The organism is Carnobacterium divergens DSM 20623, from assembly GCF_000744255.1.
GTDB classification, from domain to species: Bacteria; Bacillota; Bacilli; order Lactobacillales; family Carnobacteriaceae; genus Carnobacterium; species Carnobacterium divergens.
In genome coordinates, this window is sequence record NZ_JQLO01000001.1 from 2,412,472 (window position 1) to 2,438,941 (window position 26,470).

At 35.5% G+C, this 26,470-nt stretch carries 24 protein-coding genes and 2 pseudogenes; 19 read left to right on the plus strand and 7 right to left on the minus strand.

Going from position 1 to position 26,470, the window contains the following annotated elements; translation table 11 throughout:
- Window positions 1-23 precede the first annotated feature (23 nt).
- The 6 genes and pseudogenes from BR52_RS11480 to BR52_RS11505 all read left to right on the plus strand — a co-directional run bounded on the left by BR52_RS11480 (window position 24) and on the right by BR52_RS11505 (window position 6,222).
- The gene (locus tag BR52_RS11480; RefSeq protein ID WP_034572921.1) at window positions 24-1,136 is read left to right on the plus strand and encodes a prephenate dehydrogenase; all 1,113 of its coding nucleotides are present in this window, start codon (window positions 24-26) and stop codon (window positions 1,134-1,136) included.
- Between the two features lie 14 nt (window positions 1,137-1,150).
- Window positions 1,151-2,437 carry a 3-phosphoshikimate 1-carboxyvinyltransferase gene (aroA, locus tag BR52_RS11485; RefSeq protein ID WP_034572923.1) on the plus strand — a complete coding sequence of 429 codons (1,287 nt, stop codon included), beginning with the start codon at window positions 1,151-1,153 and terminating at the stop codon, window positions 2,435-2,437.
- Window positions 2,438-2,453: 16 nt separating this feature from the next.
- On the plus strand, window positions 2,454-2,960 hold the full coding sequence (locus tag BR52_RS11490; protein WP_081890736.1) for a shikimate kinase: 507 nt from the start codon (window positions 2,454-2,456) through the stop codon (window positions 2,958-2,960).
- A gap of 14 nt (window positions 2,961-2,974) precedes the next feature.
- A complete protein-coding gene (gene pheA / locus BR52_RS11495; RefSeq protein ID WP_034573910.1) occupies window positions 2,975-3,817 on the plus strand; it encodes a prephenate dehydratase in 843 nt (280 codons plus the stop codon).
- Window positions 3,818-4,218: 401 nt separating this feature from the next.
- A pseudogene (locus BR52_RS11500) lies at window positions 4,219-5,670 on the plus strand (peptide ABC transporter substrate-binding protein).
- Window positions 5,671-5,739: 69 nt separating this feature from the next.
- Window positions 5,740-6,222 (plus strand): hypothetical protein, encoded by a 483-nt coding sequence (locus tag BR52_RS11505; RefSeq protein WP_034572925.1) that lies wholly within the window; start codon window positions 5,740-5,742, stop codon window positions 6,220-6,222.
- Here BR52_RS11505 and BR52_RS11510 read toward each other — a convergent pair.
- Complete coding sequence (locus BR52_RS11510) at window positions 6,212-7,012, minus strand: tyrosine-protein phosphatase (protein ID WP_034572928.1); 801 nt, start codon at window positions 7,010-7,012, stop codon at window positions 6,212-6,214. The two genes, BR52_RS11505 and BR52_RS11510, sit on opposite strands and share 11 nt — an antisense overlap.
- Window positions 7,013-7,173: 161 nt before the next feature.
- Between BR52_RS11510 and BR52_RS11515 the strand changes: the two are divergent.
- The 3 genes and pseudogenes from BR52_RS11515 to BR52_RS11525 all read left to right on the plus strand — a co-directional run.
- Window positions 7,174-7,722, plus strand: a pseudogene (locus BR52_RS11515) (maltose acetyltransferase domain-containing protein); the annotation flags it as partial.
- 34 nt (window positions 7,723-7,756) lie between these two features.
- On the plus strand, window positions 7,757-8,137 hold the full coding sequence (locus BR52_RS11520; protein WP_034572933.1) for a VOC family protein: 381 nt from the start codon (window positions 7,757-7,759) through the stop codon (window positions 8,135-8,137).
- Between the two features lie 30 nt (window positions 8,138-8,167).
- On the plus strand, window positions 8,168-8,434 hold the full coding sequence (locus tag BR52_RS11525) for a chorismate mutase (RefSeq protein ID WP_034572936.1): 267 nt from the start codon (window positions 8,168-8,170) through the stop codon (window positions 8,432-8,434).
- Window positions 8,435-8,462: 28 nt separating this feature from the next.
- Here the strand turns inward: BR52_RS11525 and BR52_RS11530 are convergent, their stop codons facing one another.
- Window positions 8,463-8,990 (minus strand): hypothetical protein, encoded by a 528-nt coding sequence (locus BR52_RS11530; RefSeq protein ID WP_034572938.1) that lies wholly within the window; start codon window positions 8,988-8,990, stop codon window positions 8,463-8,465.
- Between the two features lie 197 nt (window positions 8,991-9,187).
- Between BR52_RS11530 and BR52_RS11535 the strand changes: the two genes are divergently transcribed.
- Entirely contained in the window at window positions 9,188-9,961 is a 774-nt protein-coding gene (locus BR52_RS11535; RefSeq protein ID WP_034572941.1) for a hypothetical protein, read from the plus strand.
- Between the two features lie 81 nt (window positions 9,962-10,042).
- Here BR52_RS11535 and BR52_RS12895 read toward each other — a convergent pair whose 3' ends face one another.
- From BR52_RS12895 to BR52_RS11550, 3 genes are all read right to left on the minus strand, one after another.
- Window positions 10,043-12,184, minus strand: coding sequence for a coiled-coil domain-containing protein (locus BR52_RS12895; RefSeq protein WP_156099060.1), 2,142 nt, complete (start codon window positions 12,182-12,184; stop codon window positions 10,043-10,045).
- A gap of 114 nt (window positions 12,185-12,298) precedes the next feature.
- Window positions 12,299-13,444 (minus strand): ParM/StbA family protein, encoded by a 1,146-nt coding sequence (locus tag BR52_RS11545; RefSeq protein WP_034572944.1) that lies wholly within the window; start codon window positions 13,442-13,444, stop codon window positions 12,299-12,301.
- A 485-nt stretch (window positions 13,445-13,929) separates the two neighbouring features.
- A complete protein-coding gene (locus BR52_RS11550) occupies window positions 13,930-15,033 on the minus strand; it encodes an ABC transporter ATP-binding protein (protein WP_034572948.1) in 1,104 nt (367 codons plus the stop codon).
- A gap of 246 nt (window positions 15,034-15,279) precedes the next feature.
- On the opposite strand from BR52_RS11550, the gene BR52_RS11555 reads away from it, so the two are divergent.
- Window positions 15,280-15,507: a hypothetical protein gene (locus BR52_RS11555; protein ID WP_034572950.1), complete on the plus strand. Its 228-nt coding sequence runs from the start codon at window positions 15,280-15,282 to the stop codon at window positions 15,505-15,507.
- 59 nt (window positions 15,508-15,566) lie between these two features.
- Here the strand turns inward: BR52_RS11555 and BR52_RS11560 are convergent, their stop codons facing one another.
- Entirely contained in the window at window positions 15,567-16,016 is a 450-nt protein-coding gene (locus tag BR52_RS11560) for a threonine/serine exporter family protein (RefSeq protein WP_034572953.1), read from the minus strand.
- A gap of 21 nt (window positions 16,017-16,037) precedes the next feature.
- Window positions 16,038-16,790: a threonine/serine exporter family protein gene (locus tag BR52_RS11565; protein WP_034572958.1), complete on the minus strand. Its 753-nt coding sequence runs from the start codon at window positions 16,788-16,790 to the stop codon at window positions 16,038-16,040.
- A gap of 264 nt (window positions 16,791-17,054) precedes the next feature.
- Here BR52_RS11565 and add point away from each other — a divergent pair, with 264 nt between their 5' ends.
- From add to hpt, 8 genes are all read left to right on the plus strand, one after another.
- Window positions 17,055-18,074: an adenosine deaminase gene (gene add, locus BR52_RS11570; protein WP_236707188.1), complete on the plus strand. Its 1,020-nt coding sequence runs from the start codon at window positions 17,055-17,057 to the stop codon at window positions 18,072-18,074.
- Between the two features lie 171 nt (window positions 18,075-18,245).
- Entirely contained in the window at window positions 18,246-18,809 is a 564-nt protein-coding gene (gene ahpC, locus BR52_RS11575; RefSeq protein ID WP_034572964.1) for an alkyl hydroperoxide reductase subunit C, read from the plus strand.
- A gap of 82 nt (window positions 18,810-18,891) precedes the next feature.
- Window positions 18,892-20,577 carry an FAD-dependent oxidoreductase gene (locus BR52_RS11580; protein WP_034572967.1) on the plus strand — a complete coding sequence of 562 codons (1,686 nt, stop codon included), beginning with the start codon at window positions 18,892-18,894 and terminating at the stop codon, window positions 20,575-20,577.
- 175 nt (window positions 20,578-20,752) lie between these two features.
- Window positions 20,753-22,144, plus strand: a complete 1,392-nt coding sequence (locus BR52_RS11585; RefSeq protein WP_034572970.1) for an isochorismate synthase — start codon at window positions 20,753-20,755, stop codon at window positions 22,142-22,144.
- A complete protein-coding gene (menD, locus tag BR52_RS11590; RefSeq protein WP_034572972.1) occupies window positions 22,137-23,888 on the plus strand; it encodes a 2-succinyl-5-enolpyruvyl-6-hydroxy-3-cyclohexene-1-carboxylic-acid synthase in 1,752 nt (583 codons plus the stop codon). Before BR52_RS11585 ends, menD begins: the two co-directional genes overlap by 8 nt.
- The gene (gene menH / locus BR52_RS11595) at window positions 23,872-24,690 is read left to right on the plus strand and encodes a 2-succinyl-6-hydroxy-2,4-cyclohexadiene-1-carboxylate synthase (RefSeq protein ID WP_051915719.1); all 819 of its coding nucleotides are present in this window, start codon (window positions 23,872-23,874) and stop codon (window positions 24,688-24,690) included. Before menD ends, menH begins: the two co-directional genes overlap by 17 nt.
- 5 nt (window positions 24,691-24,695) lie before the next feature.
- Entirely contained in the window at window positions 24,696-25,814 is a 1,119-nt protein-coding gene (gene menC / locus BR52_RS11600) for an o-succinylbenzoate synthase (RefSeq protein WP_034572975.1), read from the plus strand.
- Between the two features lie 84 nt (window positions 25,815-25,898).
- Window positions 25,899-26,435 (plus strand): hypoxanthine phosphoribosyltransferase, encoded by a 537-nt coding sequence (gene hpt, locus BR52_RS11605; RefSeq protein ID WP_034572978.1) that lies wholly within the window; start codon window positions 25,899-25,901, stop codon window positions 26,433-26,435.
- The last annotated feature ends 35 nt before the right edge of the window (window positions 26,436-26,470 follow it).

Below are 26,470 nucleotides of genomic sequence, written 5' to 3' on the forward strand. Positions count from 1 at the left end.
CGTAGAAAGCTAAGGAGGATTGGATGGAGAAAAAAAGAGTAGTAATTATTGGATTAGGTTTAATTGGCGGCTCAATTGCTCTAGCAATCCGTAAAAAGCACCCAGCTGTAACGATTATTGGAATTGATTTAGACCAAAAACAGCTGAAAATAGCTTGCGCATTAGGAATTATTGATGAAGCGAGTAATGAAATCAAAAAAGAAGCTGAAAATGCGGATTTAATAGTATTTAGTTGCCCAGTTAAGGCGACAGAAACCTTTTTAACTCAAATGGTTAGTTGGTCGCTAAAGCCGACTGTTTTAGTAACGGATACAGGAAGTACAAAAGGCTCTATTATGGATGCAGCAGCAGGACTTTTAGCCAAAGGGATTCACTTTATTGGTGCGCATCCAATGGCAGGTTCACATAAATCAGGTGTACAAGCGGCAAAAGTTGATTTATTTGAAAATGCCTACTATTTGATTACGCCAGCAGATAATCAACCAGATAGTCAGGCAGTAGTGGAAGAATTTAAACAGTGGTTTGATGGAACAGCAAGCAAATTTTTAATTTTAAGCCCTGCAGAACACGATCAGATTACAGGAATGTTGAGCCATCTTCCACATATTATTGCGGCTTCTTTAGTCAATCAGACGACGGATTTTAGCGTAAAGTACCCGCTAGCGAAACGATTAGCTGCAGGTGGTTTTCGAGATATGACGCGCATAGCATCATCTGATCCAACGATGTGGACAGATATTTTATTATCAAATAATCAAGTATTGATTCAGCTAGTAACAAATTGGCGAGATGAAATGAGTCAACTACTTGAGATGCTTGAATCGAACGACAGCAAGGCTATTTATCATTTTTTTGATCAAGCAAAAGAAACAAGAGATGCCATGCCGATTCACAAAGAAGGCGCCTTGCCAGCATTTTTTGATTTATTTATTGATGTACCGGATTACCCAGGTGTTATTTCAGAGGTAACAGGTTACTTGGCACAAGAAAAAATTAGTGTAATCAATTTGAAAATTTTAGAAACAAGAGAAGAAATTAATGGGATTTTGCAGCTAACTTTCCAAAACCAAGAAGACTTAAAACAAGCTAAATCTTGCATTCAAAAAAACAGTAGCTACCATTGTTACAACAAGTGAAAGGACGACATTCAATGAAATTAATGACAAATAAGACCAATTTAACCGGTACCATCAAAGTTCCAGGAGACAAGTCCATGTCACATCGTAGCATTATGTTTGGAGCTATTGCCACAGGTGAAACACGGATTCAGCATTTTTTAAGAGCAGACGATTGTTTAAGTACGATTAACGCATTTCGTCAACTAGGTGTCCAAATTGATGAAATGCCAGAAGAAATTATCGTACACGGCAAAGGCTGGGATGCATTAAAACAACCTTCTCAAGCGATTAATATTGGCAATTCAGGAACAACGATTCGTTTACTGATGGGGATTCTTGCAGGACGTGATTTTTCAACTACTGTTTTTGGAGATGAATCGATAGCAAAGCGTCCAATGAATCGAGTGATGTTGCCTTTAAATCAAATGGGAGCAGACTGCAAAGGCAAGGAAGGTACTGAATTTCCGCCAGTTACAGTCAAAGGATCAACAAGCTTACAAGCCATTCATTACGAAATGCCAGTGGCAAGCGCTCAAGTGAAAAGCGCAGTTTTGTTTGCTGCTTTACAAGCAGAAGGCGAAACGACGATTGTTGAAAAGGAAAAAACCAGAGATCACACAGAACATATGATTCGTCAATTTGGTGGGGATATTGAAGTAGATGGGTTGACGATCCGATTAAAAGGAAAGCAAGAGTTTACAGGACAAAAGATGGTTGTGCCAGGAGATATTTCTTCTGCAGCGTTCTTTATGGTGGCAGGCTTAATTCTTCCTAATAGTGAAATACGATTAGAAAATGTGGGTTTAAATCCAACAAGAACGGGAATCATTGACGTTATCAAAGCGATGAATGGTCAGCTAACTATTACTGATGAAAGCAGAGAAACAGGTAAGTTGGCAGGAACGGTTACTGTTTCGACAAGTGAATTAGTCGGAACTGAGATAAGTGGTGAAATGATTCCGCGTTTAATTGATGAGCTGCCAATTATTGCCTTACTTGCCACTCAAGCTACTGGAAAAACCATCATTAAAGATGCAGCTGAATTAAAAGTGAAAGAAACCAATCGAATTGACGCAGTCGTGAAAGAATTGACCACATTAGGAGCTGTGATTACAGCTACAGATGATGGCATGATTATTGAAGGGCAAACGCCTCTTCACGGAGGAAACGTAACGAGTTACGGCGATCATCGGATTGGAATGATGCTGCAAATTGCAGCCTTGCTAGTAACGACAGGAGAAGTAGAATTAGAACGATCAGAAGCGGTTTCCGTTTCGTATCCTAATTTCTTCGAGGATGTCGCGTCATTATGTCAATAAATGGAGGGTCGCCTAAATGAGGAAAATCATATTAACCGGATTTATGGGTGCAGGAAAAACTACCGTTGGTCAGCTATTGGCAAAATTAACAGCCAGTGAACACGCAGATATTGACAGCGAAATCATGGAAGAGCAAGGAATGTCTGTTACGGAATTATTTGAAACTTATGGCGAACAAGGATTTCGTGACTTAGAACATCAAAAATTAAAAGAAGTTGTAGCAAAAGAGGCCATTATTTCAACAGGTGGAGGGATTATTTTAAAACCTGAAAATCGTCGTATTTTAGCAGAAGAATATCCAGTTGTCTATTTGAAAACAGATCCAGCTATCTTTTTAGAACGTTTAAAGGGAGATACAACTAGACCGTTAGTTCAAGAAAAAACGCCCACTGAAATACGAGCTATTTTTGAACCACGGATCAAGCTTTATGAAGAAACAGCAGACTTGATTATTAAAACAGACCAGTTAACGCAAATACAGGTAGCTCAAGCTATTTTAGCAGCATTAGAAAGTGGAAAGTGAGGAGGAGTTTAATGATGAAAATTGCCTATTTAGGTCCTAGCGCTTCATTTACTTACTTAGCAACTCAATTAGCCTTTCCTAATGCAGAGTTGATTCCTTACCCAACGATTCCTGCCTGTATTCAAGCAGCTGAAGAGCGCAGCGTAGATGTAGCTGTTGTTCCGATTGAAAATACAATAGAAGGTCCCGTAAATGTCACCTTAGATTATTTATATCATCAATCGAATTTGTCGATTCAAGCCGAACTTGTTTTACCAATTCATCAGCATCTAATGGTTCACCCAAGACATGTATCTGAGTGGAAAAAAGCAACTAAGGTACTTTCTCATCCACAAGCATTAGCTCAAAGTCAGCATTTTTTGACAACAGAAATTTCCAAAGCCGTTGTGGAGTCAACACCTTCAACGGCGTATGCTGCTGAGTTTATTTCACAACATCCTGAGCAAAATCTTGTAGCCGTAGCCTCAAAAGTATCTGCAGACGAATACCAACTCACCATTGTAGCTGAAAATATTCAAGAGTTGGAAAACAATCAAACACGTTTTGTTTTGCTGAGTCATCAGAATGTTGAGTTGCCTAGAATCAGTCATAAAGAAAAAATATCGATGAGCGTGACATTACCAGATAATGTTCCAGGAGCACTTCATAAAGTACTAGCAGCTTTTAGCTGGCGCCAAATTGATTTATGTAAGATTGAATCAAGACCGCTAAAAACGGTATTAGGTGAGTATTTTTTCTTAATTGATTTATATGTAAACAATCAACAAACCTTAATTCAGCATGCAATTGAAGAAATTGAATTATTAGGTGGTGTAGTGAAGGTATTTGGTTGTTATGCTGTATACCCAATTCAGTGAAATTAAATTAATTGATTTCTTTCATAAATGCGATTTATGAGAGTTGTCTAATGGTAAATTATCAGAATATTCATAATTATCTTGCTTCTTTCTCATTTATCAGTTATATTAATAACAATCACTTTTAAAAAGGGGATTTAAAAGTGAAGGATAAGAGATAAGGGGTGCACATAATGAAATTAAAAAAAGTAGGTTTGGGAATACTTTTATTTTCAGTAGTACTGGCTGTGGGTTGTTCCAATACAGCAGACGATAAAAGTAAAAATAGCACTAAAAAGGATCAATCAGGTAAAAACTTAGCAGATGAGCAGGTTTTAAATTTAGTAGAAATAGCAGAATTGCCTACAGGAGATACAGCACTTGCAACAGATACGGTTAGTTTTACCGTATTCAATCAAGTAATGGAAGGTTTGTATCGTTTAGATAAGAAAAATCATCCAGTTCCGGCACTTGCAAAAGAAAAAGTGACCACAAGTGAAGATGGATTGACCTATACTTTTAAATTAAGAGACGATTCTGTATGGTCAAATGGCGATAAAGTAACAGCAAATGATTTTGTTTTTGCATGGAAGCGAGTCGTTGATCCAAAAACATCAGCACCATATGCGTACCTATTTGAAGGAATCAAAAATGCTAAAAGTATTATGGAAGAAGGAGCAGATCCTGCTACTTTAGGTGTCGAAGCAGTGAATGATTTCGAGTTTAAGGTAACAATGGAAACACCGGTTCCTTATTTTGTTTCATTAATGGCTTTTCCAACATTTTTCCCACAAAATGAAAAATTTGTTACGGAACAAAAAGATAAGTATGGGACTTCAAGTGATGCCATGCTTTCGAACGGCCCGTTTGTTTTCAAAGGCTGGGAAGGAACGAATTTATCATGGAAGTATGAAAAAAATCCAACTTATTGGGATAAGAAAAATGTCTACTTAGATACTATCAATGTAGAAGTTATTAAAGAAACCGCAACGGCTTTGAATTTATACGATGCAGATAAATTAGATCGTGTTCTATTAACGGGTGAATATGCAAAACAGTATCAAGGAGACAGTGAATATGACGTTGAAACAGAAGCACGATCAGCGTATATGCAATACAATCAATTACGCAACGGCCAAAAAACGCCATTAGCAAATGAAAATATGCGTCAAGCAATTGCGGCTTCCTACGATAAAAAGCTTTTAACTGAAGAAATTCTAGCAAATGGTTCAAAAGCATTAACAGGTTTTGTTCCACCTAGTCTTGCTTCAAATCCTAAGACAGATGAGGATTTCTGAAAAGAGTCAGGGAACTACTTGCCATATGATAAAAAAGCAGCGAAAAAATATTTTGATGCTGCTAAAAAAGAATTAGGCACAGAAAAATTTGAAATTGACTTAATTGCAGACGATGATGAAACGAATAAGAAAATCAGCGCGTTCTTAAAAGATCAAATTGAAACAAGCTTACCAGGTGTCACAATCAAAATCCGTTCATTGCCATTCAAGGTTCGTTTAGAAATGGCGACAAATCAGGACTATGATTTACAACAAGGCGGATGGGGAGCGGATTTTGCAGACCCAGTAAACTTTATTGATTTACAACAAACAAACAGCCCGTACAATCGTGCAAGCTACAGTAATGCGAAGTATGATCAATTGTTAGAAGATTCAAAAACGATTCACGCAACGGATCCAGAAGCACGTTGGAATGATTTACTAGCAGCAGAAAAAATCCTGTTAGATGAAGCAGGCATCTCACCGATGTTCCAACGAGCAGGAGCAACCTTGCAAAAATCTTATGTAAAAGATGTTTACAATCATCAAGTAGGAGCGAAATACACGTATAAAAATGCTTATATTGAAGCTCATTAACAAATAAGAAAAGGATCTTCTATAATAGAAGATCCTTTTCATACATAATTTAAAAAGGAGAGGCTAACAATGAAACTAATCAACTACAAAAATAACGATCCAGAATCGACTAACTACAATGAATACCCCTTAAATATAACGGATGCTAGCAATCAACAGTTAGCCTTTCTTGTTTTAAAATTCCTAGCAACAGTTGAAAAAATATATTTAGAGGAGACAGGTGAAACTAAACTGCCACCTTCTCATAGTGTAGCAGTCATTCCAACACATCTTGTAAGTCCAGTTACAGACATCTATCTTTATATAATGAAGACAGCAGCAAATCCTTCGACTCCCTTTTCGCTTTTTAGGATACCTAAGGAAAAAGGTTCTTTAACAGAACTTGATTTTCAGCAGAAAATTTTGCAAAAAATGTATCCTAAAGACAAAATGGTAACAAAGTTGTCTCTCAATCATTATTATCGCCAATTGAGATACTTAACTGAAGATGAATGTTTAGGTTTATGCGAAAAAAATATCCGTTTACAAATACAAGCGGTTATTAGCGGTTAGTTAAGTACAATTCTTTTAACAACTCTCGCTTGTCATCTGTTAAATCTAGCGCTTCTTTTAAATAATTATCCGCAGAACCGAATTCTTTTAACATTGTTTGATAAGAGGCTTCTAAATACTCTGGTCGGACTTCGAGTGCTACCTTAGCCATATTGATTTGTTGAATTGGAGCGTTAGCCGATTTTAACTGAGCTAAAACTTGTTGATTGTAAGCTTTCCGGTAAGTATTACTTAATAGAAAATCAGCCATAATCAAGTCGTTATCCGCATCTAACGCACTTAAAAATAAGGCTCCACCAAAACCAGTGCGATCTTTTCCGGCAGTACAATGGAAATAAGTAGCGCCCTTTTTTTCTTGAAGCAATAAGTTGAAAAACTGTTGATAGCCTTGGTGTGCATGGGAACTTGTTACAAAGTCACGATAAATTTCTAACAAATAAGATTCTGGCTCTGCTCCTGTTTGACTCATTTCCTTCATAATTTCTGCGGGGTCTGCAGAAACTGGGGAATCGTCTCCTAAAATATTAATGAAGTGATTTTGAACATTTGGGAGTTTGGGGTCAGGACGTGCTTGATCTTCAACAGTTGTTCTAAAATCGATTACCTGCTTTAACTGATATTCCTTCATTAAAATGTCTTGATCGCCAGAATCTAGACCATATAACTCAGCACCACGTAAGACCTTTTTTGGTAAAATCGTACCAGATTTTGTTTGGTAGCCTCCGTAGTCACGAACGTTAACTAAACTTTTTAATTTTAAAGGGTGTCCTTTGAATTCTTTTTCTTTCATGTAATTCCCTCCCATAGATAGTTTCTGTTATCTTTAAGTGTAGGTCACTTTTTTCTATTTTGCAAGCTTGAAAAAGTTCTTAATTTCTTGATAAATAAGTGGTAAAAATAAGCGAAGTATTAGATAATAGAAGTAATAACGTTTACATGAGGGGGAGAAAGATGAAAACTGAAAAAGAAAAAATGATTGCTGGGGAATTTTACAATCCAGGAGATGCTGAATTAAGAATAGGCAGACGGAACGCTCGTAAACTAGTGAAAGAATACAATCAAAATGACCACCGAGAAAAAGGAAAGCTTATTTTAGAAAAATTGCTTGGTAAAGTAGGCGAGAATGTTTTTATTGAGCCTAATATTCGGGTAGATTATGGATACAATATTGAAGTAGGAGATAATTTTTATGCAAATTTTGATTGCACATTTTTAGATATTTGTCCGATTAAAATTGGGAACAATGTCATGTTTGCACCTGGTGTGCAGCTTTATTCAGCAACCCATCCACTTGATCCTACAGAGCGTAATAATGGCTTAGAACTTGGCAAACCAATAACAATTGGTGATAATGTTTGGGTAGGTGGCTCGGCGATTATTGTTCCAGGTGTTACGTTGGGGGATAATGTGGTTGTAGGAGCAGGAGCAGTAGTAACAAAATCATTTCCTAAAGATGCAGTAATTGCAGGAAACCCAGCAAAAATCATTAAAATTATTGAGCCAAAATAATAATAAATAGAAAGGGAGAAAATGGATGAGAATTGAGCATGTAGCTATTTGGGTTGAAAATATTGATGTGATGAGAAAGTTTTATGAACATTATTTTGAAGCAGAAGTAAGTGGTCTTTATGAGAATCCGAAAAATCAATTTAAGTCTTATTTTTTAACTTTTCAAGATAAAACACGCTTGGAAATTATGCAACAAGCAACGGTTACACAGCGCGTTGATAACAAGCATTTAGGCTGGGCACATCTTGCCTTTTCAGTTGGAAATCGGGTCAATGTAGATGAGTTAACCCGTCGACTAATAGAAGACGGCTTTGTCTGTCAAAATGGTCCCCGAATAACTGGAGATGGTTATTATGAAAGTGTAATAGAAGATCCTGAAGGGAATTTAATTGAAATTACAGAATAAATTCAACAAAAAGAAATGGGCGATAGTGAAATGTTAGAAAAACAGCGAAATGAAATTGATGAACTAGATAAGCAATTAGTTGCTTTATTCGAAAAAAGAATGGAATTGGTTACTGAAATTGGAAATATTAAACAAAAAAATAATCTACCAATTTTTGATGAAAGTCGAGAGATTGTCGTCATTGAACGAGCAGTAAGTCGATTGAAAGACCCAAGCTATAAGCCTTACGCATCTTGTTTCTTTAAAGATTTAATGACGATCACTAAAAAATATCAACGTTCTTTATTTGAGGAATAAAAAAAAACTGATTTTCTCATATTAAAAATCAGTTCGTCTTTTTTAGTTGTTTTTTCTTTTTACGTCGTTTGCGAGCGTTTAGAACTTCTTGTTTTAAACGTTCATTTTCTTCTTTTGTTTCCACATAAGCAAGGTAGATTAATGAAACTGTATAAATCAAGCAAAGGTATAAAAAAGTAATGATGAGTGTTTCCATACTGTTGCTAATAAAATAAGCAGTGAAACTGATAATGCTGATAATGATTAACTGATTTCTACTTGGTTTGCCAATGATTGCGAATTTATTTTTAATTTGTAAAATGATCGATTTTTTTTTCGGTTGTTTTTTCTTTTGAATAGGTAGTTTTGATTTCTTGATAGTAGAGGGATTGTGACGTTTTTTTACCTTTTTTTTAGTTGTTTTCGGAGTTGTTTTTTTGACAGAATGGCTAAAATTTGGGAAAACAAAGAATGGTTTACTAAGAAAACCTTGTTGAATGAGTACACGAAATGTTACTATAATGGTATAATAAAACATGAGTACTGTTAACGTAAGATAGTAACTTGTGTGTGGCATCAGTGTTCTCCTTTCAAAATGAACGATGTTTGAGAATTGATAAGAGTGATTTTTTCAATTTATTAAAATACTAGTACCATTTTACCATATAAAAGGGAGTTTAGGGTACAGGAAAATCAAATTGAAAATTCAAAATAAAAATCGCAAGAAGCCTGTATTCAGGACAATTAAACTATAAAAGTATTGGAGGAAAGTATATGTTACCGTTTGCTTGGTTTAAGAAAAAGAAACACGATGATTATGATGAGTACGATGAAGAATATGATGAAGAATTCGATGACGATGATTACGAAGATTATGATGATGAAGATTATGACGACGATGAAGAAGAAGAAGAGGATCGTACAAAATATGATTATGAAGCAATTGCTGGTAAATTTGAACGAGAAAATGCTCGCTTATTTAAAGACAATGAACGTTTGAAGAAAAAATTGGTAATGGCAGAAGAAGAGTTAAAAATGACTGCAATTGAAAAACAACAATTGCATGACCGTATTGAAACCATGCAACAAGGTACGGACTTTAGTCAACAAAGTACGAAAAAACAATTAAATGATACGATTGAATTATACACTCAAGTGAACGAAGAAAATCAACTATTAAAAAAACAGCTTGAAAAAATCAATACGTATAGCTTTGATGTCCTAGACACAGAGAAAAAATTAGCGAAATATAATGTTCTAGAAAAAGAAAATATTGAATTGAAAACACAGTTAACAAATGTAAAAATTGATTTAGCTGATGCGGTCTTAAATGCTAAAGAGATGGCGAAAGATATCATTACTCAAGCAAGCAATGAAGCGAATGTATATCAAACTCAAATTCAAGCACAACGTAAGTCGTTATCAAATGACATCAATGAAATTTATTACGAGCTAGATCAAACAAGATTGAAATTAAATGGCTTATTTACAGATGTGCGTACTCAAGTAGATGAGTTAAAAACATTGGCTGAAAATGAAAATAAATAAATAATCAAAGAAGATGGCGAATGCGCTATCTTCTTTTTTTATAAAAAAAAACTAGCAGAAGACTGCTAGTTTAATGTTTATTTAGTTGTTTCTTTTCAGAATACTAAATCGTTTCTTTTTTTTCTCATCAAATTCGTCATCATCATCGAACTCATCGTCGTCATCAAATTCGTCATCATCATCGAACTCATCGTCGTCATCAAATTCGTCATCATCATCGAATTCATCGTCGTCATCAAATTCGTCACCATCATCGAATTCATCGTCGTCATCAAATTCGTCACCATCATCGAATTCATCGTCGTCATCAAATTCGTCATCATCATCGAATTCATCGTCGTCATCAAATTCGTCATCATCATCGAATTCATCGTCGTCATCAAATTCATCATCATCATCGAATTCATCGTCGTCATCAAATTCGTCATCATCATCGAACTCATCGTCGTCGTCAAATTCGTCATCATCATCGAACTCATCGTCGTCATCAAATTCGTCATCATCATCAGATACCTCATCAATATGTCTATGGTTCAGGTATGCAGTACAAAAAAGGTACATGCTGATTACTACAGAAATAAAAGATAATCCAATTTGTGGATAAGAAGTTTGAGAATAAACCGAAAGAATAAAGAAAATCAAGGTCACAATACTTAACAGCATTGTAGAGTAGTGAATTAATTTATATTGTTTCTCACTATGTTGAATACGTACATCTAGCTTATTGTCTAGTTCGATCGCTTTATCTTCTAAATAAGCAATATCTTCTTGTGTTTTAGTCGCCAAAATATGCTCTTTATGAGCTAAGCTTTTTTCAATGGCAGCTTTATGTTGTTGGAATTCTTCTTTATAAACTAAGAAGGATTCGCGCTCAGCCTTAAGCTGATAACGTTCATCTGCAATTGTATTTTCATGTTGTGCTTTTTCTAATACAATCGCTTTTTCAGCTTCTTCTTTTAATGCGAAGATATTAGCTTTAGCAAGTTTTAGCATATTTTCAGCTTCATTTTGCGTATTTTCAATCAGAATTTGAGCATCACTACGCGCGCTTTTCAAAGCTGTTTCAGCTTGTTCAGCAGCGATTTCACTTTTCTTTTTAGCTTCACCATTTGCACTGTTAATAATATTACTTGCCATTTTTTTGGCATCTTCAATTAATTTTTTGTTTTGTAGCTCAAGTTCTTGATTTTGAAGATCAATTTGTTTATTTTGGTTCTCAGCTTTTTCTTTGATGTCATTCAATAATTGTTGTGCTTCACGACCGGCTAAATCAATTTTTTCTTCAGCAATCTTTTCAGCTTGTTGAATAATTTCTTTTTCACGGGCTTTAAGATCAAGCTCTAGGGTATTTTGTCTTTCTTGATAGAATAAATCAAGTTTTTCAATTTTTTCTAAGTATTTACGCTCATACTCTTGTTCTTGATCTTCGTGTTTTTTAGTTAATTGAGCTAGTTTTTCTTGATAATTTTTTTCATCAAGCTCTTTTTTAGTCTGTGCTTGTTTTTCGAGTTCAGCTAATTTTGTTTCATATTTTTTATTGAATGCTGCTTCTTCTTCTTTACGAGCATTTTCAATAGCGATTTCTTTGGCTAAATATTTTTGTTCGTTTAATTCTTGTTGATCTGTATAGATTCCTTCAAGCATTTTCATTTTTTCGTGGTATTTTGTTTCAATATCTTTTTGTTTTTCTTCAGAAAGACGTTCGATTTCAGCCACTTTATGATTGTATTGTGATTCAAGTTCTTTTTGTTCAGTTAGTTGTTGTTCTTTTAATTGTTCGAGTTGTTGATTAAAATTACTTTCCAACTCACTAGCAACTAATTGCTGCTTTGTTTCAATCCGGTTTGCTTTTTCTTGGTAATCAGCTTCTAATTTAGCTTGTTTTATTTCAAAAGCAGCTTCTAATTCAGTTAAACGTTTTTCATAATTTGCTTCTAGCTCAGTATTTTTTTCAATGTTGCGATTGTTGTCAATGCTTTTAAATTGAATTGTATTATTTGAGCGTGGGCTTTTTTGAAAAGCAGTTTTATTTGGTAAAACGGTAGCGTTACGTTGATTAATGTTATCAGTAGATTGTTCTTCTGATTTGATTTGATTAAAAACTAATTCGCTTTTAAACGGATCATCTTTTTTAGAATCAGTTGTTGGTTTAGAACTGACTTCATCTGAAGATAAAGCATCCATCAACGCATTTTTTTTATCTAAAAAATCATGAAGTTTCATAGGTGTACTCCTTTTTGTAGTTTTATCTTTTTTATTTTTCCCCTAGATGTTCAGACTAAAATTAAAGATACAACCAAACCGGCTGTATCTTTAACTTGGTTTAATAGTTATCGTTTATAGAACGCGATTAAAGTCCATTGTATCATCATCTTGTGTAGCAGATGGTGTTAGGCCTTTATAGAAGTTTGCGTAACCATTTTTCATTAATTCAGTGTATAAAGGTTTGATGAAACTTGTAAACTGCTCATTTGTTGTAAATTGTTCTTGGAATGCTTTGATTGTATAAGACAAGCAGTTATCCCATTTAGCAGATTTTGAGAAAATTAAGTTTGACTTGTTTCCTTGTAATAAGTTTTCTAAATAAGGTTGTAACAACAAGCTTCCCCCACCAGTAAAGATGATGTGTTGACCTTGAACATTAATGTTGTATCCACGAGATGCTAATTCACTAACGATTTCTTTTTTAATAAAGTTTTGAACAACATTATTAATGAAAGCAGTTGAATCAGAGAATCCTTCGATAGCACCGATGTCGAAAATTTTACCAGTTAAGATCGCTTCATTGTAATCAATACCACGGAAGTTCACGTTAGGATTTTCGATTGCTCTTCTCAATTCGGCTTCAAGAGTGGTTTCTAAATAATTCACTCCAGCTGCATCGATTGAGAAAGCTGTTTTCGCGTTGCCTTTATTGTCGAATTCACGGAAGTTTACATTTTGTCCACCAATATCTAACACGTAAAGTGAATAATAATCTTCTACTTCAGTCATTCTTGGTAACATTGCTTGTCCTTCTGGTAAGACGATGACATTTGTTAATTGGAAAGAAACGTCTTTGCCATTTTGTACGAATTCAATATGACCATCTTTATCACCATAAATCAGACGTTGGTAATCTTCGCGACGGAAGTTGTTTTGGAAATCTGTTGAAGGATAGCCTAAAACAAGTAATACTTCTTCGTCGTGATCTTCTTCAGTTAAAAAGTCTGCCACGGTTGCATAAATACATAATTTGTGGTGCAATGTATTTTTTGTTAATTCTGTGTTATAAGTGGTATCCACACCTTCACCTACCATATAGTTATGGCCATTTAGTTCCATACGGTATTGACGTAAAGAGCTGTCTTCTTCTAAAAATCGTTCTTCGATAATCTCGTTAGATTTTGAAGGAAATGAGTTCACGTATTCTAGAGTGCCATTGTTTGAAAAACAAAAGCTTTTTACTTCATTTTTACCTGGATCTACTACAATAATTTTCATATTGATCTCCTTTATTTTTTCAAATTTATCAGGCTAGTTTATACTATCGATTAGTTGCATTAAATCACTTGTAATATAAAACTTCACTACCTATAATAGTCCAATTTTAAAGGAGGGAAGTCAACTGATTTATGGAAAATTATCGTTGTTTTTTTTTGCGTATTTTCGTCTCAGAAAAGGGAAAAAATAAAAAATAACTTGTAAGCGAATATCCTCGTTTAATATTTACTAGTTTTCCTTAATTATATAAGGGTTTCATTATTATGTTATCTAAATAAAAGAACAAGATTAAAGTTGAAAAAAGTAGTTAAATAGTTTAGTTTTATTTTTACAAAAACGTGAATTATTTTGAAACACTAAAAGAATAGCCTTTTTTTAAAACGAGAAGAAAAAAAAGACATCCTTAATTTATTTTAAGGATGTCGAAAAAGGGATTATTTATTTATCAAAAACATTATTTTCATAATGGAATGATTTTTTACAGGTTAACGAATGACATCTTCTGTTTCAGGATCAAAGAAATGGCCTTTATTTAAATTAAAGGCTAGGTCAACAAATTCGCCTGGATTATGGAAATCTCTTGCATCTACTTTAGAGATAAATTCGGTGTTATCAATACGAGTATACAACATTGTTTCGGCACCTAGTAATTCCGAAACGACAACTTCAGCATGAACAACACTTTCTGGATTTGAATCAAGGGTGATTTGCTCACTATGAATATCTTCTGGACGGATACCAAAGATTAATTTTTTGCCTTCGTATCCTTTTCCTTCTAGTAATTTACGTTTTCCTTCTGGAATTACTAATTTTAGTCCTAAACCATTAGAAATAACATTGCCTGTTAACGTGACCTCGAAGAAATTCATAGCTGGGGAACCAATAAAGCCGGCTACAAAGACATTTTTAGGTGTGTCGTATACTTCTTTAGGTGATCCAATTTGTTGAACAAAGCCATCTTTCATGATGACGATTCGATCGGCCATTGTCATAGCTTCTGTTTGGTCATGGGTTACATAGATAGTAGTAGTTTCCAAACGACGATGTAATTTCGCAATTTCAGCACGCATGGCAACTCTTAGTTTTGCATCTAAGTTGGATAGTGGTTCATCCATCAAGAAAACTTTAGCGTCACGAACAATTGCACGTCCTAAAGCTACACGTTGACGTTGTCCACCGGATAAAGCAGCTGGTTTGCGTTGTAAGTATTCTGTTAAACCAAGAATTTCACCTGCTTCTTCTACTCTTTTTTTAATTTCGGCTTTATCGTATTTACGTAATTTTAAACCAAAAGCCATATTGTCGTATACAGTCATATGCGGATAAAGAGCATAGTTTTGGAAAACCATCGCAATGTCACGATCTTTAGGTGCTACATCATTCATTAAAGTATCGCCGATGAAAAGTTCTCCTTCGCTGATATCTTCTAGTCCAGCAATCATTCTCAATGTAGTTGATTTTCCGCAACCAGAGGGTCCAACGAAGACAATAAATTCACGATCTTGAATAGTTAAATTAAAATCTGTAACTGAAAAGTTTTCAGCATTGTCATATTTTTTATAAATGTTATTTAAAGCAATCTCTACCATGATATCATCCCACATTCTATTTATTTTGTTGTTAAATCAAGTATATTAGAAAACGGTTTCATTTGGTATGGCGTAATGCACAAAAAAGACTTAATAGTTTCGTAAAAGCTGCACAAAATAAGCGCGCTAGCAAGGATGAGATTAAAAATTTCTTTTTTTTAAGAAAAAATTTCAATAAAAGTTTCATCTTAATATGCTACTATTAAGAAGAATAAGCCGGTATTTGAAAAGGAGCGAAATAATAAAATGATTGAAAAAAATTGGGATGATGGTGTAATTTATAATATCGGATTTATGGCGCAAATTCATTTGAAAAACGGAGAAATCAATCAAAAAGAAATTCATCAAACAATAGTGTTGCCTATGACTCTTTCTGAACTAGAAATTAAAGTCCTTATTTTGGAAAAATTTGATCATATTATAGAAGTGACTTATGTAGATGAATTATACTCCGCTTTGATTTTAAAAAACTAAAAATAAGTAGATTGAAAAACGCAGTTTAAGAGAAAGTTTCTTAGACTGCGTTTTTTAGATTAAAAGTGTTCTTTTTTTTCACGGAAATTACGAATATTGTGGTTAAATACTTCAGAAATGACTAAGCCAGATGCGATAGCGCCAGCAACTAACAGAACCTTTACGCTAAATGAGACGGCGGCTACATAGTCTCCTAAAACAAGATTACGAACTGCTTGATAAGCCAAGGCACCAGGAACCAATGGAACAATACCTGGAATGTTAAAAATAGTCACAGGCAGTTTTTTTATTCTGGAAAAGAGATTACTGAAAATAGCTACGGTGAACGCGCCTAAAAAGGTTGCTAAAACAGTACTAACACCAAATTGACCTGTTCCCCAATAAACAATCCACCCTAGCATCCCTGTTAAACCACAGCTTATTAAAGAACGTTTTGGTACATTTGTAATAATGGCAAAAGCAGCCGTTGTTAAAAAACTAAAGGCTAATTGAATAGTTAAGTCAAACATAGTGGTAGAGCTCCTTTCTGTTTAATAGAACATTTGGAAGACGACAGCGATTCCGATTCCAATCATACAAGCAGTAATCAATGCTTCTGTACCCCGTGCCATACCAGACAATAAATGCCCTGCTAATAAATCACGAACTGAATTGGTAATCGGTACGCCAGGAACTAAAGGCATGACGCTTCCGATAATCATTCCATCTACACTGACACCCCATCCAATTGAGACCGTTGTAATAGCAAGCAATCCAATCACAAAAGCAGCAAAAAATTCAGCTAAAAATTTAACTTTTAAAAATTCATTACTATAGTAATAAACAGCAAAACCAATGGCTCCAATAATGCAGGATTGAATAAAGTCAGGCCATGCACCACCAAATAGAATCATTAAGGTACCACTAACCACAGCGGCTGCGATAATTTGTAACCAAATAGGAAAAAAATCATTTTCACTTTCCACCTGTTTAAGATGTGTGGAAAGTGTTGGGAGATCAATTTTTTGAGCGGAAAATTCTCGAGATAAATCATTTACTTTGGATACACGTTCAAGATTGATTGAACGGCTGGGAATTTGTTGTAATTTAACAGAGCTTCCGCCTTCTATTGCCATAAAAATACCCGTTGGAGTTACAAAACTAATCCCTTTTTTACCACTTTCAACAGTCGCGATTCGATTCATCGTATCTTCTACCCGATACATCTCAGCGCCACTCTCCATCATAATTTTACCTGCTAAAAGACAAGTATCTAATAATAAGTCTGTATAGGCTTTTGACAAGAGAAAACCTCCTTTAATTAAATGGATTTCTAAGCATTCATACTCACTAATAGTATCTTAAAAAGCGCAAGATGGCTAGTTTTTTTACAAGCAAAAGTAACTAGACTTCTCAGTTTAAAGACGAACGTTTTTTAGAAGTAAGGGATTTCAATTTAGCTTTTTTTATGAAAAGTTTTTCATTTTTTATAAAAAAGCTTTCATTTTTCATGAAAATCCGTTATCATCAATTAACTATTTCGTTACTTTAAAAAGGAGATGACACGATTGGAACAAAAAACAGTTGAAAATTTGCCAAAAGTAGAATTACATTGTCACTTAGATGGATCTGTAAGTAAAAAAACACTTCGCAACATTGCTAATGAGCAGGGTTATGAACTTCCTGAAAATGAAGAAGCCCTATGCACCTTAGTAGAAGCGGGTGAAGGCTGTCAAAGTTTGTTGGAATATATTGGGAAATTTGAGACGGTTTTAGATTGCTTACAAGTAGAGTCAGCTCTTGAAGAAGTTGCGTATGAATTGACTGGGGACGTTGCAAAAGAAAATGTGACCTATATAGAAGTTCGTTTTGCACCCATGCTTTCAACGCGTAAAGGGTTATCTGCAGAACGCGTCATCCAATCGGTAGTAGAAGGATTAAAAAAAGGTGAACGAGATTTTGGTGTTAAAAGTAACGGAATTTTATGTATGATGCGAGGGCATCAGGAAAAAGACAACCTAGAGATTGTTGAATTGACGAAAGAATTTTTAGGTCAAGGGATTGTAGGGATTGATTTAGCAGGTGACGAAGCCAATTATCCGCCAAAAGAGTATAAAAAAATAATTAAGTTAGCAGTAGAGTATGATTTACCCATAACCCTTCATGCAGGTGAATGTGGTTGTGCAACAAATGTGCAAGATTCAGTCGATTTAGGAGCTACTCGAATTGGCCATGGGATTGCTCTAAAAGATGATCCAGAGATTTTAAATTATTGTATTTCAAAAGGGATTACCGTTGAAATTTGTCCAAACAGTAACTTGCAAACAAAAACGGTAGACAAATGGGAAAACTACCCCTTTGAAGAATTTCAAAAAGCTGGATTGAAATTGGCTGTTAGTACAGATAATCGAGCTGTTTCTAATACTAATTTAACAAAAGAATTTATGACATTAGACCGTTTGTATCAAATTGGCTATAAAGGAATGGAAGAATTAACACTTAATGGCATTCAAGCTAGTTTTGCAGATGAAACAACGAAAAAAATATTAAAAAAACAAGTTTTAGAGTCGTACCAGTTAGTCCATTAAGAATAAGGATTGAGCCTACTATTCAAAAGATCAAAAATGAATCTATTTTTGGTCTTTTTTGCGTTGATAATGCGAATATAAGCGCCAGATTATAATAATTCGTTTGACGTAATAATTATCGTTTGTTACAATTAAACTAGTAAAACGAACTACTAAAAAGGAGTGGAAATAATGAATTTAATCAATACTAAATTAATGGAATTTGAAGCAGATGCGTACCAAAATGGTGAATTTATTAAAGTAACAACCGATGATGTTTTAGGAAAATGGAGTATTTTCTTCTTTTACCCAGCAGATTTCTCATTTGTTTGTCCAACTGAATTAGGAGACGTTCAAGATCACTATGCAGCATTACAAGCGATTGATTGCGAAGTTTATTCAGTTTCAACCGACAGCCACTTTGTACATAAAGCGTGGGCGGATGCGACGGATACAATTGGAAAAATTCAATATCCAATGATTGCTGATCCAACTGGAAAAATCTCACGTTTCTTTGGCGTGATGGATGAAGAAGCTGGTCAAGCATACCGTGGTTCATTCGTCGTAAATCCAAGAGGCGAAATCAAAGCTTACGAAATCCATGATATGGGAATTGGTCGTAATGCCGATGAACTAGTTAGAAAATTAGAAGCTGCTCAATTCGTGGAAGAACATGGCGATCAAGTTTGTCCTGCAAACTGGAAGCCAGGAGCAGATACAATTGCACCAAGCCTAGACTTAGTTGGTAAAATTTAACATGAAATAAATAGAAGCTCTGTTCCATAATGGATGGAATGGAGCTTTTTTTAGAAGACAAATAAAAAGGAGTTTTGAAACGATGACAGAACAGATATATGATTTGATTATTATTGGTGGTGGACCGGCAGGCTTGTCTGCAGGCATTTATGCAGGGCGGGCAATGTTGGACACCCTGATTATTGAAAAAGAAAAAATTGGTGGACAAGTGACAACGACTTCTGAAATTGTGAATTATCCAGGGGTTCGAAAATCAACTGGTGCAGGATTGACGGAAGAAATGTACTTACAAGCACAAGATTTTGGCGTGGAATTTGCGACGGGCGAAATTAGTGAAGTTGGATTGGAACAAGAAGTTAAGATTATCAAAACAGCTACGACAACTTATAAAACCAGAGCAGTGATCATCGCAACGGGTGCATCGGCACGTAAGATTGGATTTCCAGGAGAAACAGAATTTACAGGTCGAGGAATTGCGTATTGTTCAACCTGTGATGGTGAATTTTTCAGTGGCTTAGATATTTTTGTGATTGGTGGAGGTTATGCTGCGGCAGAAGAAGCGGTCTTTTTAACACGTTATGGAAAAAGTGTTACAATGATCATCCGAGAGCCAGATTTCACCTGTGCTAAAATGACTGCAGATCAAGCAAAAAACAATCCAAATATTAAAATTATTTATAATACCGAAGTCAAAGAAGTAACAGGTGATGATTTCATGAAAAAAGCTGTTTTCTTAAACAATGAAACGGGGGAAACGTTTACTTATGAAGCTTCTGCAGAAGATGGCGCATTTGGGATGTTTGTATTCGCTGGGAATCAGCCAAGTACCGAAATCTTTGAAGGCAAAATTGAGTTAACGCCGCAAGGATTTATTCCTACGAATGAGCTCATGGAGACGAGTGTGACGGGTGTTTATGCAGCAGGTGATTTACGTGTTAAAGAATTGAGACAAATCGTTACAGCTGTAGCAGATGGTGGAATTTCAGCAACAGTTGCTGAAAAATACGTTACAAATGAAAAAGAACGTCTTGGATTGCCAGCCGTTAGTGAGAAAATGTTGAAAAAAGAAGTGAAAGAACATAAAGCAGAGTCTGTTAAAAAAGCTGAAAAGTCAAAAACTACTGCTTCAAATGAGTGGTTCCCAGAAACGATGAAAGAGCAGTTAAAGGGTATTTTTAGTAAACTGACAACGAATGTAACCTTAGTGAATCTATTTGACCAAAATGATGCAAAATCAATTGAATTGCAAGCCTTTTTACAGCAAATTGAGCCTTTAAGTGAACATATTCAATTTGAAAACCGCATGTTGGGCCAAGACGATGCATTTGAAAAGAAAATCAATTTAACAAGAACGCCCACAGCTGTCTTATTGAATGATCAAGGAGAATACACAGGAATTAAATTTAGTGGCGTTCCAAGTGGACATGAATTAAATTCATTAGTCTTAGCGATATACAACGTGGGAAGTGCGGGCCAACCGATTGAAGATGCATTAGTTCAACGGATTCAAAAATTACCTGCTTCAAAAATTGAAATTTGTGTCTCTTTAACCTGTCATTATTGCCCAGATGTAGTAGCAGCTTGTCAACGCATTGCCTCTCTTAATCATAAGGTAGAAGCAGAAATGATTGATACAGCCCTATTCCCTGATTTGAAAAAAGAGAAGAAAATTATGAGCGTTCCAGCGATGATTATGGATCATCAGCAAGTGATTTTCGGAGCTAAAACCTTAGAAGAAATCGTAACGGCATTAGAATCAGCTCAATAGAATAAACAATCAAAACCCCAAGTTCATTTTCATTGAATTTGGGGTTTCGTTTTTAATAAGCAGAAGCAGCCAATAAAACGATTAAATTTCCCTATTATTCAATCAATGAATCTGTATTTTTGTTTGGTTTTTGTTATACTAAGAAGTGATTAAGAGAATTAAGGAGCGAATCAAAATGGTAGAATTACCAGTGGGTCTAGTAGCGCAAGTAGAAGAATTATTAACCAAACAAGAAAAAGTTTTAGTCAGCTGGGTAACAAAAATAGAGTCGTTGAACCTATTGATGATTTTTAAACAAGGAAAAGGAGTATATTCAACAAAACGCTTTTTTTGGCAAAATCCTTCAAAAAAGGTAACGCTAGTGGGATTAGGAAGTACAAATCAATTTTGCTCAAATAAAGGAATAACGAGTTATCAAGGTGTCCACGAATTTAATCAGCAATTAAAAAAACAAACGGCAACGAATCAAAAAAGGCGCGCAACGGGTGCCCTTTTATTTGGTGGCTTTGACTTCGACCCTGAACGTGGAGAATCTAAAGAATGGCAAGATTTTCAATCGGCATTTTTTTATTTGCCAACGTATTTAGTAACTGTACTTTCAGAAGAAACCTACTTAACTATTAATTTTTACGTAGATTCTCAAACAGACTTACATCAGAAGGCTAACGAATTTTTTGGGAAATGGGAAGAACTTCTTGAAGAACAAATAGTACCTAAAGCAGCCAAAGCAGTTGTTACCAACAAAACTGAATTAGCAACAACAGAATGGATACAAGCCGTTGACGAAACAGTTGAATTGATTAAACAATCCACGACGTTACAAAAAGTGGTATTATCTAGGCAATTATTGGTTGAACACGATTCAGTTGTAGACGTTGAAGATGTTTTAGAGCGGCTGATGATGACGCAACAAAATAGTTATTTTTTTGTTTTAGAAAATAAAGAGAAAGCTTTTATTGGTGCAACGCCAGAACAATTACTTGCAGCAGAGAATCAGCATTATTATTCAGCTTGTGTAGCTGGATCTGCCCCAAGAGGGAAAACGAAAGCAGAAGATCAAGTCATTGGAGAGGCATTATTGAAGGATCATAAAAATACACATGAACACCATTTAGTTGTTGAAATGATTTCTGAAACCCTACGAACATTGACGCTGGATTTGAATGTTTCTGGAAATCCAACACTTTTAAAAAATCGAGATATTCAGCATTTATTTGTGACAGTTGAAGGAAAAAGACAGGCGACTGTTCCATTTCTAATGGCAGTTAAAGCCATGCATCCAACTCCAGCATTAGGTGGTTTACCAAGAAACGAGGCGTTAGCAGTTATTCGTGAAAAGGAGCCTTATCATCGTGGGTTTTATGGAGCACCAATTGGTTGGCTAAACCAAGATGACGAGGGAGAATTTGCTGTAGCTATTCGTTCAGCCTTACTAATGGAAAAGCAAAGTATATTATTTGCAGGTTGTGGCTTAGTAGCCGGTTCAAAATCAGCAGAAGAATTAATTGAAACAAGAATAAAATTTCAACCGATGTTAAGAGCTTTAGGAGGATTAGATCATGAGTAACTACCAAGTAGCAATGACCGATTATTTAGCGACATTTATTGAAGAATTGATTCAAGCAGGCGTCAAAGAAGCCATAATTAGCCCCGGTTCACGTTCTACTCCGTTGGCTATTTTGATGGCAGAGCATCCAGCTTTAAAAATTTATGTTGACGTCGATGAACGTTCAGCAGGTTTTTTTGCGTTAGGGATTGCTAAAGCAGGGAAACGTCCCGTCGTTTTATTATGTACATCAGGGACAGCAGCAGCTAATTATATGCCAGCAGTAGCGGAAGCAAAATTGTCAGAAATTCCTTTATTAGTATTAACTGCGGACCGACCTCACGAACTACGAAATGTCGGCGCTCCTCAAGCAATGGATCAGGTTCACTTATACAGTACTCATGTGAAATATTTTACGGATATGGCACTCCCAGAAAACTCAGTCGAAATGCTACGCTATGCAAAATGGCAAGGGAGCAAAGCAGTTGATATTGCAATGACAGCGCCACGTGGTCCCGTTCATTTGAACTTTCCATTAAGAGAACCACTTGTTCCAATTTTAGACCCCTCTCCATTCACACAAGAAAAAGCAATTCGTCATACCCATATTTATTACGCGCATCAAGTGATTCAACCAGAACTTATTCAACAAATTATTGCTAGTTGTGAAGGTAAAAAGGGAATGATTATTGTAGGACCAAATAGTAAGAAAGAATTTGCCGAACCACTTGCGGCGTTTGCCAAGCAAATCAAATGGCCTATTTTAGCAGATCCGTTGTCAGGATTAAGAACATATGGCGATACTGACAACACGGTTATTGACCAATACGACACCTTTTTAAGAGAGCAAGATTTAGTGACGGAGTTGATTCCAGAAGTCATTATTCGATTTGGAGCAATGCCCGTTTCTAAATCTTTAATGAAATGGATTGAACAATTTGAAGATAGTTTGTATTACTTGGTGGATTCTGGTAATGAGTGGAAAGACCCAACGAAGCAAGCAACGGATATCATTCACTGCGATGAACGCTTTTTAGTAGATGCTTTAGCAAAAGACTTTAAAAAAGCAACCAGTTCAGATTGGTTGCAAAGTTGGCAACATTTCAATAAGGCAACAGAAACGGTTGTTAACGAGTATTTGACCACCTTAACAGAAGCAAATGAGGGACAATTGATTCGCTGGATTAGAGAATATTTACCAACAAAATCAGGATTGTTTATTGGGAACAGTATGCCAATTCGAGATGTGGATACCTTCTTTAATAAAACAAATAAATCAATCAAATTATTAGCTAATCGTGGAGCTAATGGAATTGACGGAGTCATCTCGAGTGCCTTAGGTAGTGGAACCGTAATTCAGCCTATGTATTTGGTAATTGGAGACTTATCTTTTTATCATGATATGAATGGTTTGGCAATGGCTCAAAAATATGGCTTAAATTTAACAATTATTCTAGTCAATAATAGCGGTGGCGGCATTTTTTCATTTTTACCGCAAGCAACGTTACCAAAACATTTTGAGACACTTTTTGGAACGGAACTAGCTTTGAATTTTGAAACGATTGCAGAATTGTACCAAGGTAATTACCAAGCGCCTAAAACACAAGAAGAATTTCATGAAGCAATGGATTTAGCTAGTTTTCATAAAGGGCTAGATATTATTGAAATCAAAACCAATCGATATGAAAATGTAGCAAGCCATCGTGAGCTTTATCAAGCAGTGTCAAAAGCCTTAAAGGATCATGGTTATGGTTATGAAAATTAAGCTAAGAGGGCTGAGCTATGATTATGTTCTTTCCCAAGGACAGTCAAAGACAACCTGGTTGTTGCTACATGGATTTACAGGGACGAAGAACACTTTTCGTCAAATCCTGCCAGTCTTAGAAGAAGACACGGTTTTGACGCTTGATTTGTTGGGTCACGGCAACACAACAAGCCAAGCGGACTTTTCCCGCTATGCAATTGAGGAGCAATGTAAGGATTTAGCAGACTTATTAGATCAACTAGAGGTTCCAAAAGTCTCGCTACTCGGCTATTCAATGGGAGGGCGATTGGCATTAGCCTTTACGTTATATTATCCAGAAAGAGTAGAGAAATTGGTTTTAGAAAGTAGTTCACCGGGATTGAAAACGCAAGAAGAGCAACAACTACGTCAAATTCAAGATCAAGCATTAGCCGATAAAGTCATGGAAAAAGGCCTTGTCTCATTTGTAAACGATTGGGAAAATCTCGCCTTATTTTCATCGCAAAAAAAATTGCCACTTGCTACACAAGAAGCGATTCGCAAAGAACGCCTTAGTCAAGATGTAGAAGGGCTGCAAAAAAGTTTGCTTGGTATGGGAACAGGAAGTCAGCCTAGTTACTGGAATCAATTATCCGCTATCAGTTGTCCTGTTTTTCTTTTTGTAGGAGCATTAGATACTAAATTTTGTCAACTTGCAGCTCAAATAAATCCCCACTTAAAAAAGGGATCCATTGTTACATTTTCTGAAGTAGGGCATGCCGTTCATCTAGAAGCGCCAGCAGAATTTTCTGTAGCATTAAAAAACTTAGACAGTAGAAGGTGAGACCTATGAAACTTAGCCAAGTAAACCTGTATCAGTTAGCTATGCCTTTAGTGACACCATTTGTTACGAGTTATGGTGTGATGAAAGAAAAGCCATTTTATTTGGTGGAAGTAGTTGAGGAGAATGGTCAAAAAGGTTACGGAGAGCTGGAAGCTTTTGCAGTACCTGATTATACAGAAGAAACGAGTGAGACCGCTTATCTGATTTTAAAACATCATTTGCTTCCGTTGTTAAAAGGTGAGGACATTCAACATCCACGTGAAATAAAAGAACGGTTTTCAAGCATTAGAGGAAATGAAATGGCAAAGGCAGCCGTTGAATCAGCTGTTTGGGATTTATATGGAAAATGTAAACACCGTTCTTTAGCAAGTTTACTTGGAGGAAGTCGTCAAATAATTGATGTCGGTGTAAGTATTGGAATTCAAGAAAATACAGACACACTGTTAGAACTTGTTTCAAAATATGTAGATGCAGGCTATACACGAGTGAAATTGAAAATTAAACCAGGATTCGATAAAGAACCCATTCAAGCTATTCGAGAAAAATATCCAACTTTAGTATTAATGGCAGATGCCAATTCAGCATATACGAGATCTGATATCAAATTGATAAAAGAATTGGACCACTATCAGTTAGCCATGATTGAACAACCTTTTGGTGTCCGAGATTTCTTAGATCATGCTTGGTTGCAAAAGCAAGTTCAAACCAGAATCTGCCTAGATGAAAATATTCGCTCATTGTCTGATGTCCAATTAGCAGTGGCATTAGGCAGTTGCAAGGCAGTTAATTTAAAATTTTCGAGAGTGGGTGGATTAACTGAAGCGTTAGAAATCATTTCGTATTGTGACCAAGAAGACCTATTAGTCTGGTGCGGAGGCATGCTTGAAGCGGGCGTAGGACGAGCTCACAATTTGGCTTTGGCTTCTCGTTCAGAATTTCGTTTTCCTGGAGATATTTCACAAACGAGCCGTTATTTTGAATCAGATATTGTAACGTCAGATTTTTCATTCAAGGAAGGAAAAATGTCCGTGCCAAATGGGTTTGGAATAGGTGTGGCTATCGATTTTAAACAAGTAGATAAGTTTTTAATTCAAAAAGAAACGTTACTTTTAAGTAATAAGTGATTGTTTCTTTCCTTGGAAACTGCTAAAATGCAAGACGTACTGTTTTAATCAAATTGAGAAAACTTAAAGGAGTTTACCAATCAAATGCATAAAGATATTCAAGAGATTCTTTACTCGGAGCAAGAGTTACGAGCAAAAGCCGCCGAATTAGGAAAGCAGCTGTCAAAAGATTACGAAGGAAAAAATCCTTTGGTCGTTGGAATTTTAAAAGGCGCTATTTTTTTTATCACTGATTTAGTGAAGGAAATGGATATTGACGTTGAGTTAGATTTTATGGATGTTTCTAGCTATGGAAATGCAACTGTTTCTACAGGTGAAGTAAAAATCATTAAAGACTTGAGCACGAATGCTGAAGGGCGCGATATTTTAATTGTGGAAGATATCATCGATAGTGGGCGTACATTGGAATATCTAGTCAACTTATTTAAATACCGTAAAGCGAATTCAGTGAAATTGGTAACATTGCTTGATAAACCAGAAGGTAGAGTAGTGGATATTACCGCAGATTATGTAGGGTTCCCAGTACCTAATGAATTTGTTGTAGGGTATGGAATTGATTATGCTGAAAAATATCGCAATTTGCCTTACATTGGAATTGTAAAACGTGAAGTTTACGAATGATGAAATCGAAAAAAAAGGGAATTTTGACTAACAGT

What these genes read in the sequence shown, in the direction of transcription:
- BR52_RS11480 (WP_034572921.1), top strand. Translation starts at nt 24, where the DNA reads ATGGAGAAAAAAAGAGTAGTAATTATTGGATTAGGTTTAATTGGCGGC.
- aroA (WP_034572923.1), top strand. Translation starts at nt 1,151, where the DNA reads ATGAAATTAATGACAAATAAGACCAATTTAACCGGTACCATCAAAGTT.
- BR52_RS11490 (WP_081890736.1), top strand. Translation starts at nt 2,454, where the DNA reads ATGAGGAAAATCATATTAACCGGATTTATGGGTGCAGGAAAAACTACC.
- pheA (WP_034573910.1), top strand. Translation starts at nt 2,975, where the DNA reads ATGAAAATTGCCTATTTAGGTCCTAGCGCTTCATTTACTTACTTAGCA.
- BR52_RS11505 (WP_034572925.1), top strand. Translation starts at nt 5,740, where the DNA reads ATGAAACTAATCAACTACAAAAATAACGATCCAGAATCGACTAACTAC.
- BR52_RS11510 (WP_034572928.1), bottom strand. Translation starts at nt 7,012, where the DNA reads ATGAAAGAAAAAGAATTCAAAGGACACCCTTTAAAATTAAAAAGTTTA.
- BR52_RS11520 (WP_034572933.1), top strand. Translation starts at nt 7,757, where the DNA reads ATGAGAATTGAGCATGTAGCTATTTGGGTTGAAAATATTGATGTGATG.
- BR52_RS11525 (WP_034572936.1), top strand. Translation starts at nt 8,168, where the DNA reads ATGTTAGAAAAACAGCGAAATGAAATTGATGAACTAGATAAGCAATTA.
- BR52_RS11530 (WP_034572938.1), bottom strand. Translation starts at nt 8,990, where the DNA reads ATGCCACACACAAGTTACTATCTTACGTTAACAGTACTCATGTTTTAT.
- BR52_RS11535 (WP_034572941.1), top strand. Translation starts at nt 9,188, where the DNA reads ATGTTACCGTTTGCTTGGTTTAAGAAAAAGAAACACGATGATTATGAT.
- BR52_RS12895 (WP_156099060.1), bottom strand. Translation starts at nt 12,184, where the DNA reads ATGAAACTTCATGATTTTTTAGATAAAAAAAATGCGTTGATGGATGCT.
- BR52_RS11545 (WP_034572944.1), bottom strand. Translation starts at nt 13,444, where the DNA reads ATGAAAATTATTGTAGTAGATCCAGGTAAAAATGAAGTAAAAAGCTTT.
- BR52_RS11550 (WP_034572948.1), bottom strand. Translation starts at nt 15,033, where the DNA reads ATGGTAGAGATTGCTTTAAATAACATTTATAAAAAATATGACAATGCT.
- BR52_RS11555 (WP_034572950.1), top strand. Translation starts at nt 15,280, where the DNA reads ATGATTGAAAAAAATTGGGATGATGGTGTAATTTATAATATCGGATTT.
- BR52_RS11560 (WP_034572953.1), bottom strand. Translation starts at nt 16,016, where the DNA reads ATGTTTGACTTAACTATTCAATTAGCCTTTAGTTTTTTAACAACGGCT.
- ahpC (WP_034572964.1), top strand. Translation starts at nt 18,246, where the DNA reads ATGAATTTAATCAATACTAAATTAATGGAATTTGAAGCAGATGCGTAC.
- BR52_RS11580 (WP_034572967.1), top strand. Translation starts at nt 18,892, where the DNA reads ATGACAGAACAGATATATGATTTGATTATTATTGGTGGTGGACCGGCA.
- BR52_RS11585 (WP_034572970.1), top strand. Translation starts at nt 20,753, where the DNA reads ATGGTAGAATTACCAGTGGGTCTAGTAGCGCAAGTAGAAGAATTATTA.
- menD (WP_034572972.1), top strand. Translation starts at nt 22,137, where the DNA reads ATGAGTAACTACCAAGTAGCAATGACCGATTATTTAGCGACATTTATT.
- menH (WP_051915719.1), top strand. Translation starts at nt 23,872, where the DNA reads ATGGTTATGAAAATTAAGCTAAGAGGGCTGAGCTATGATTATGTTCTT.
- menC (WP_034572975.1), top strand. Translation starts at nt 24,696, where the DNA reads ATGAAACTTAGCCAAGTAAACCTGTATCAGTTAGCTATGCCTTTAGTG.
- hpt (WP_034572978.1), top strand. Translation starts at nt 25,899, where the DNA reads ATGCATAAAGATATTCAAGAGATTCTTTACTCGGAGCAAGAGTTACGA.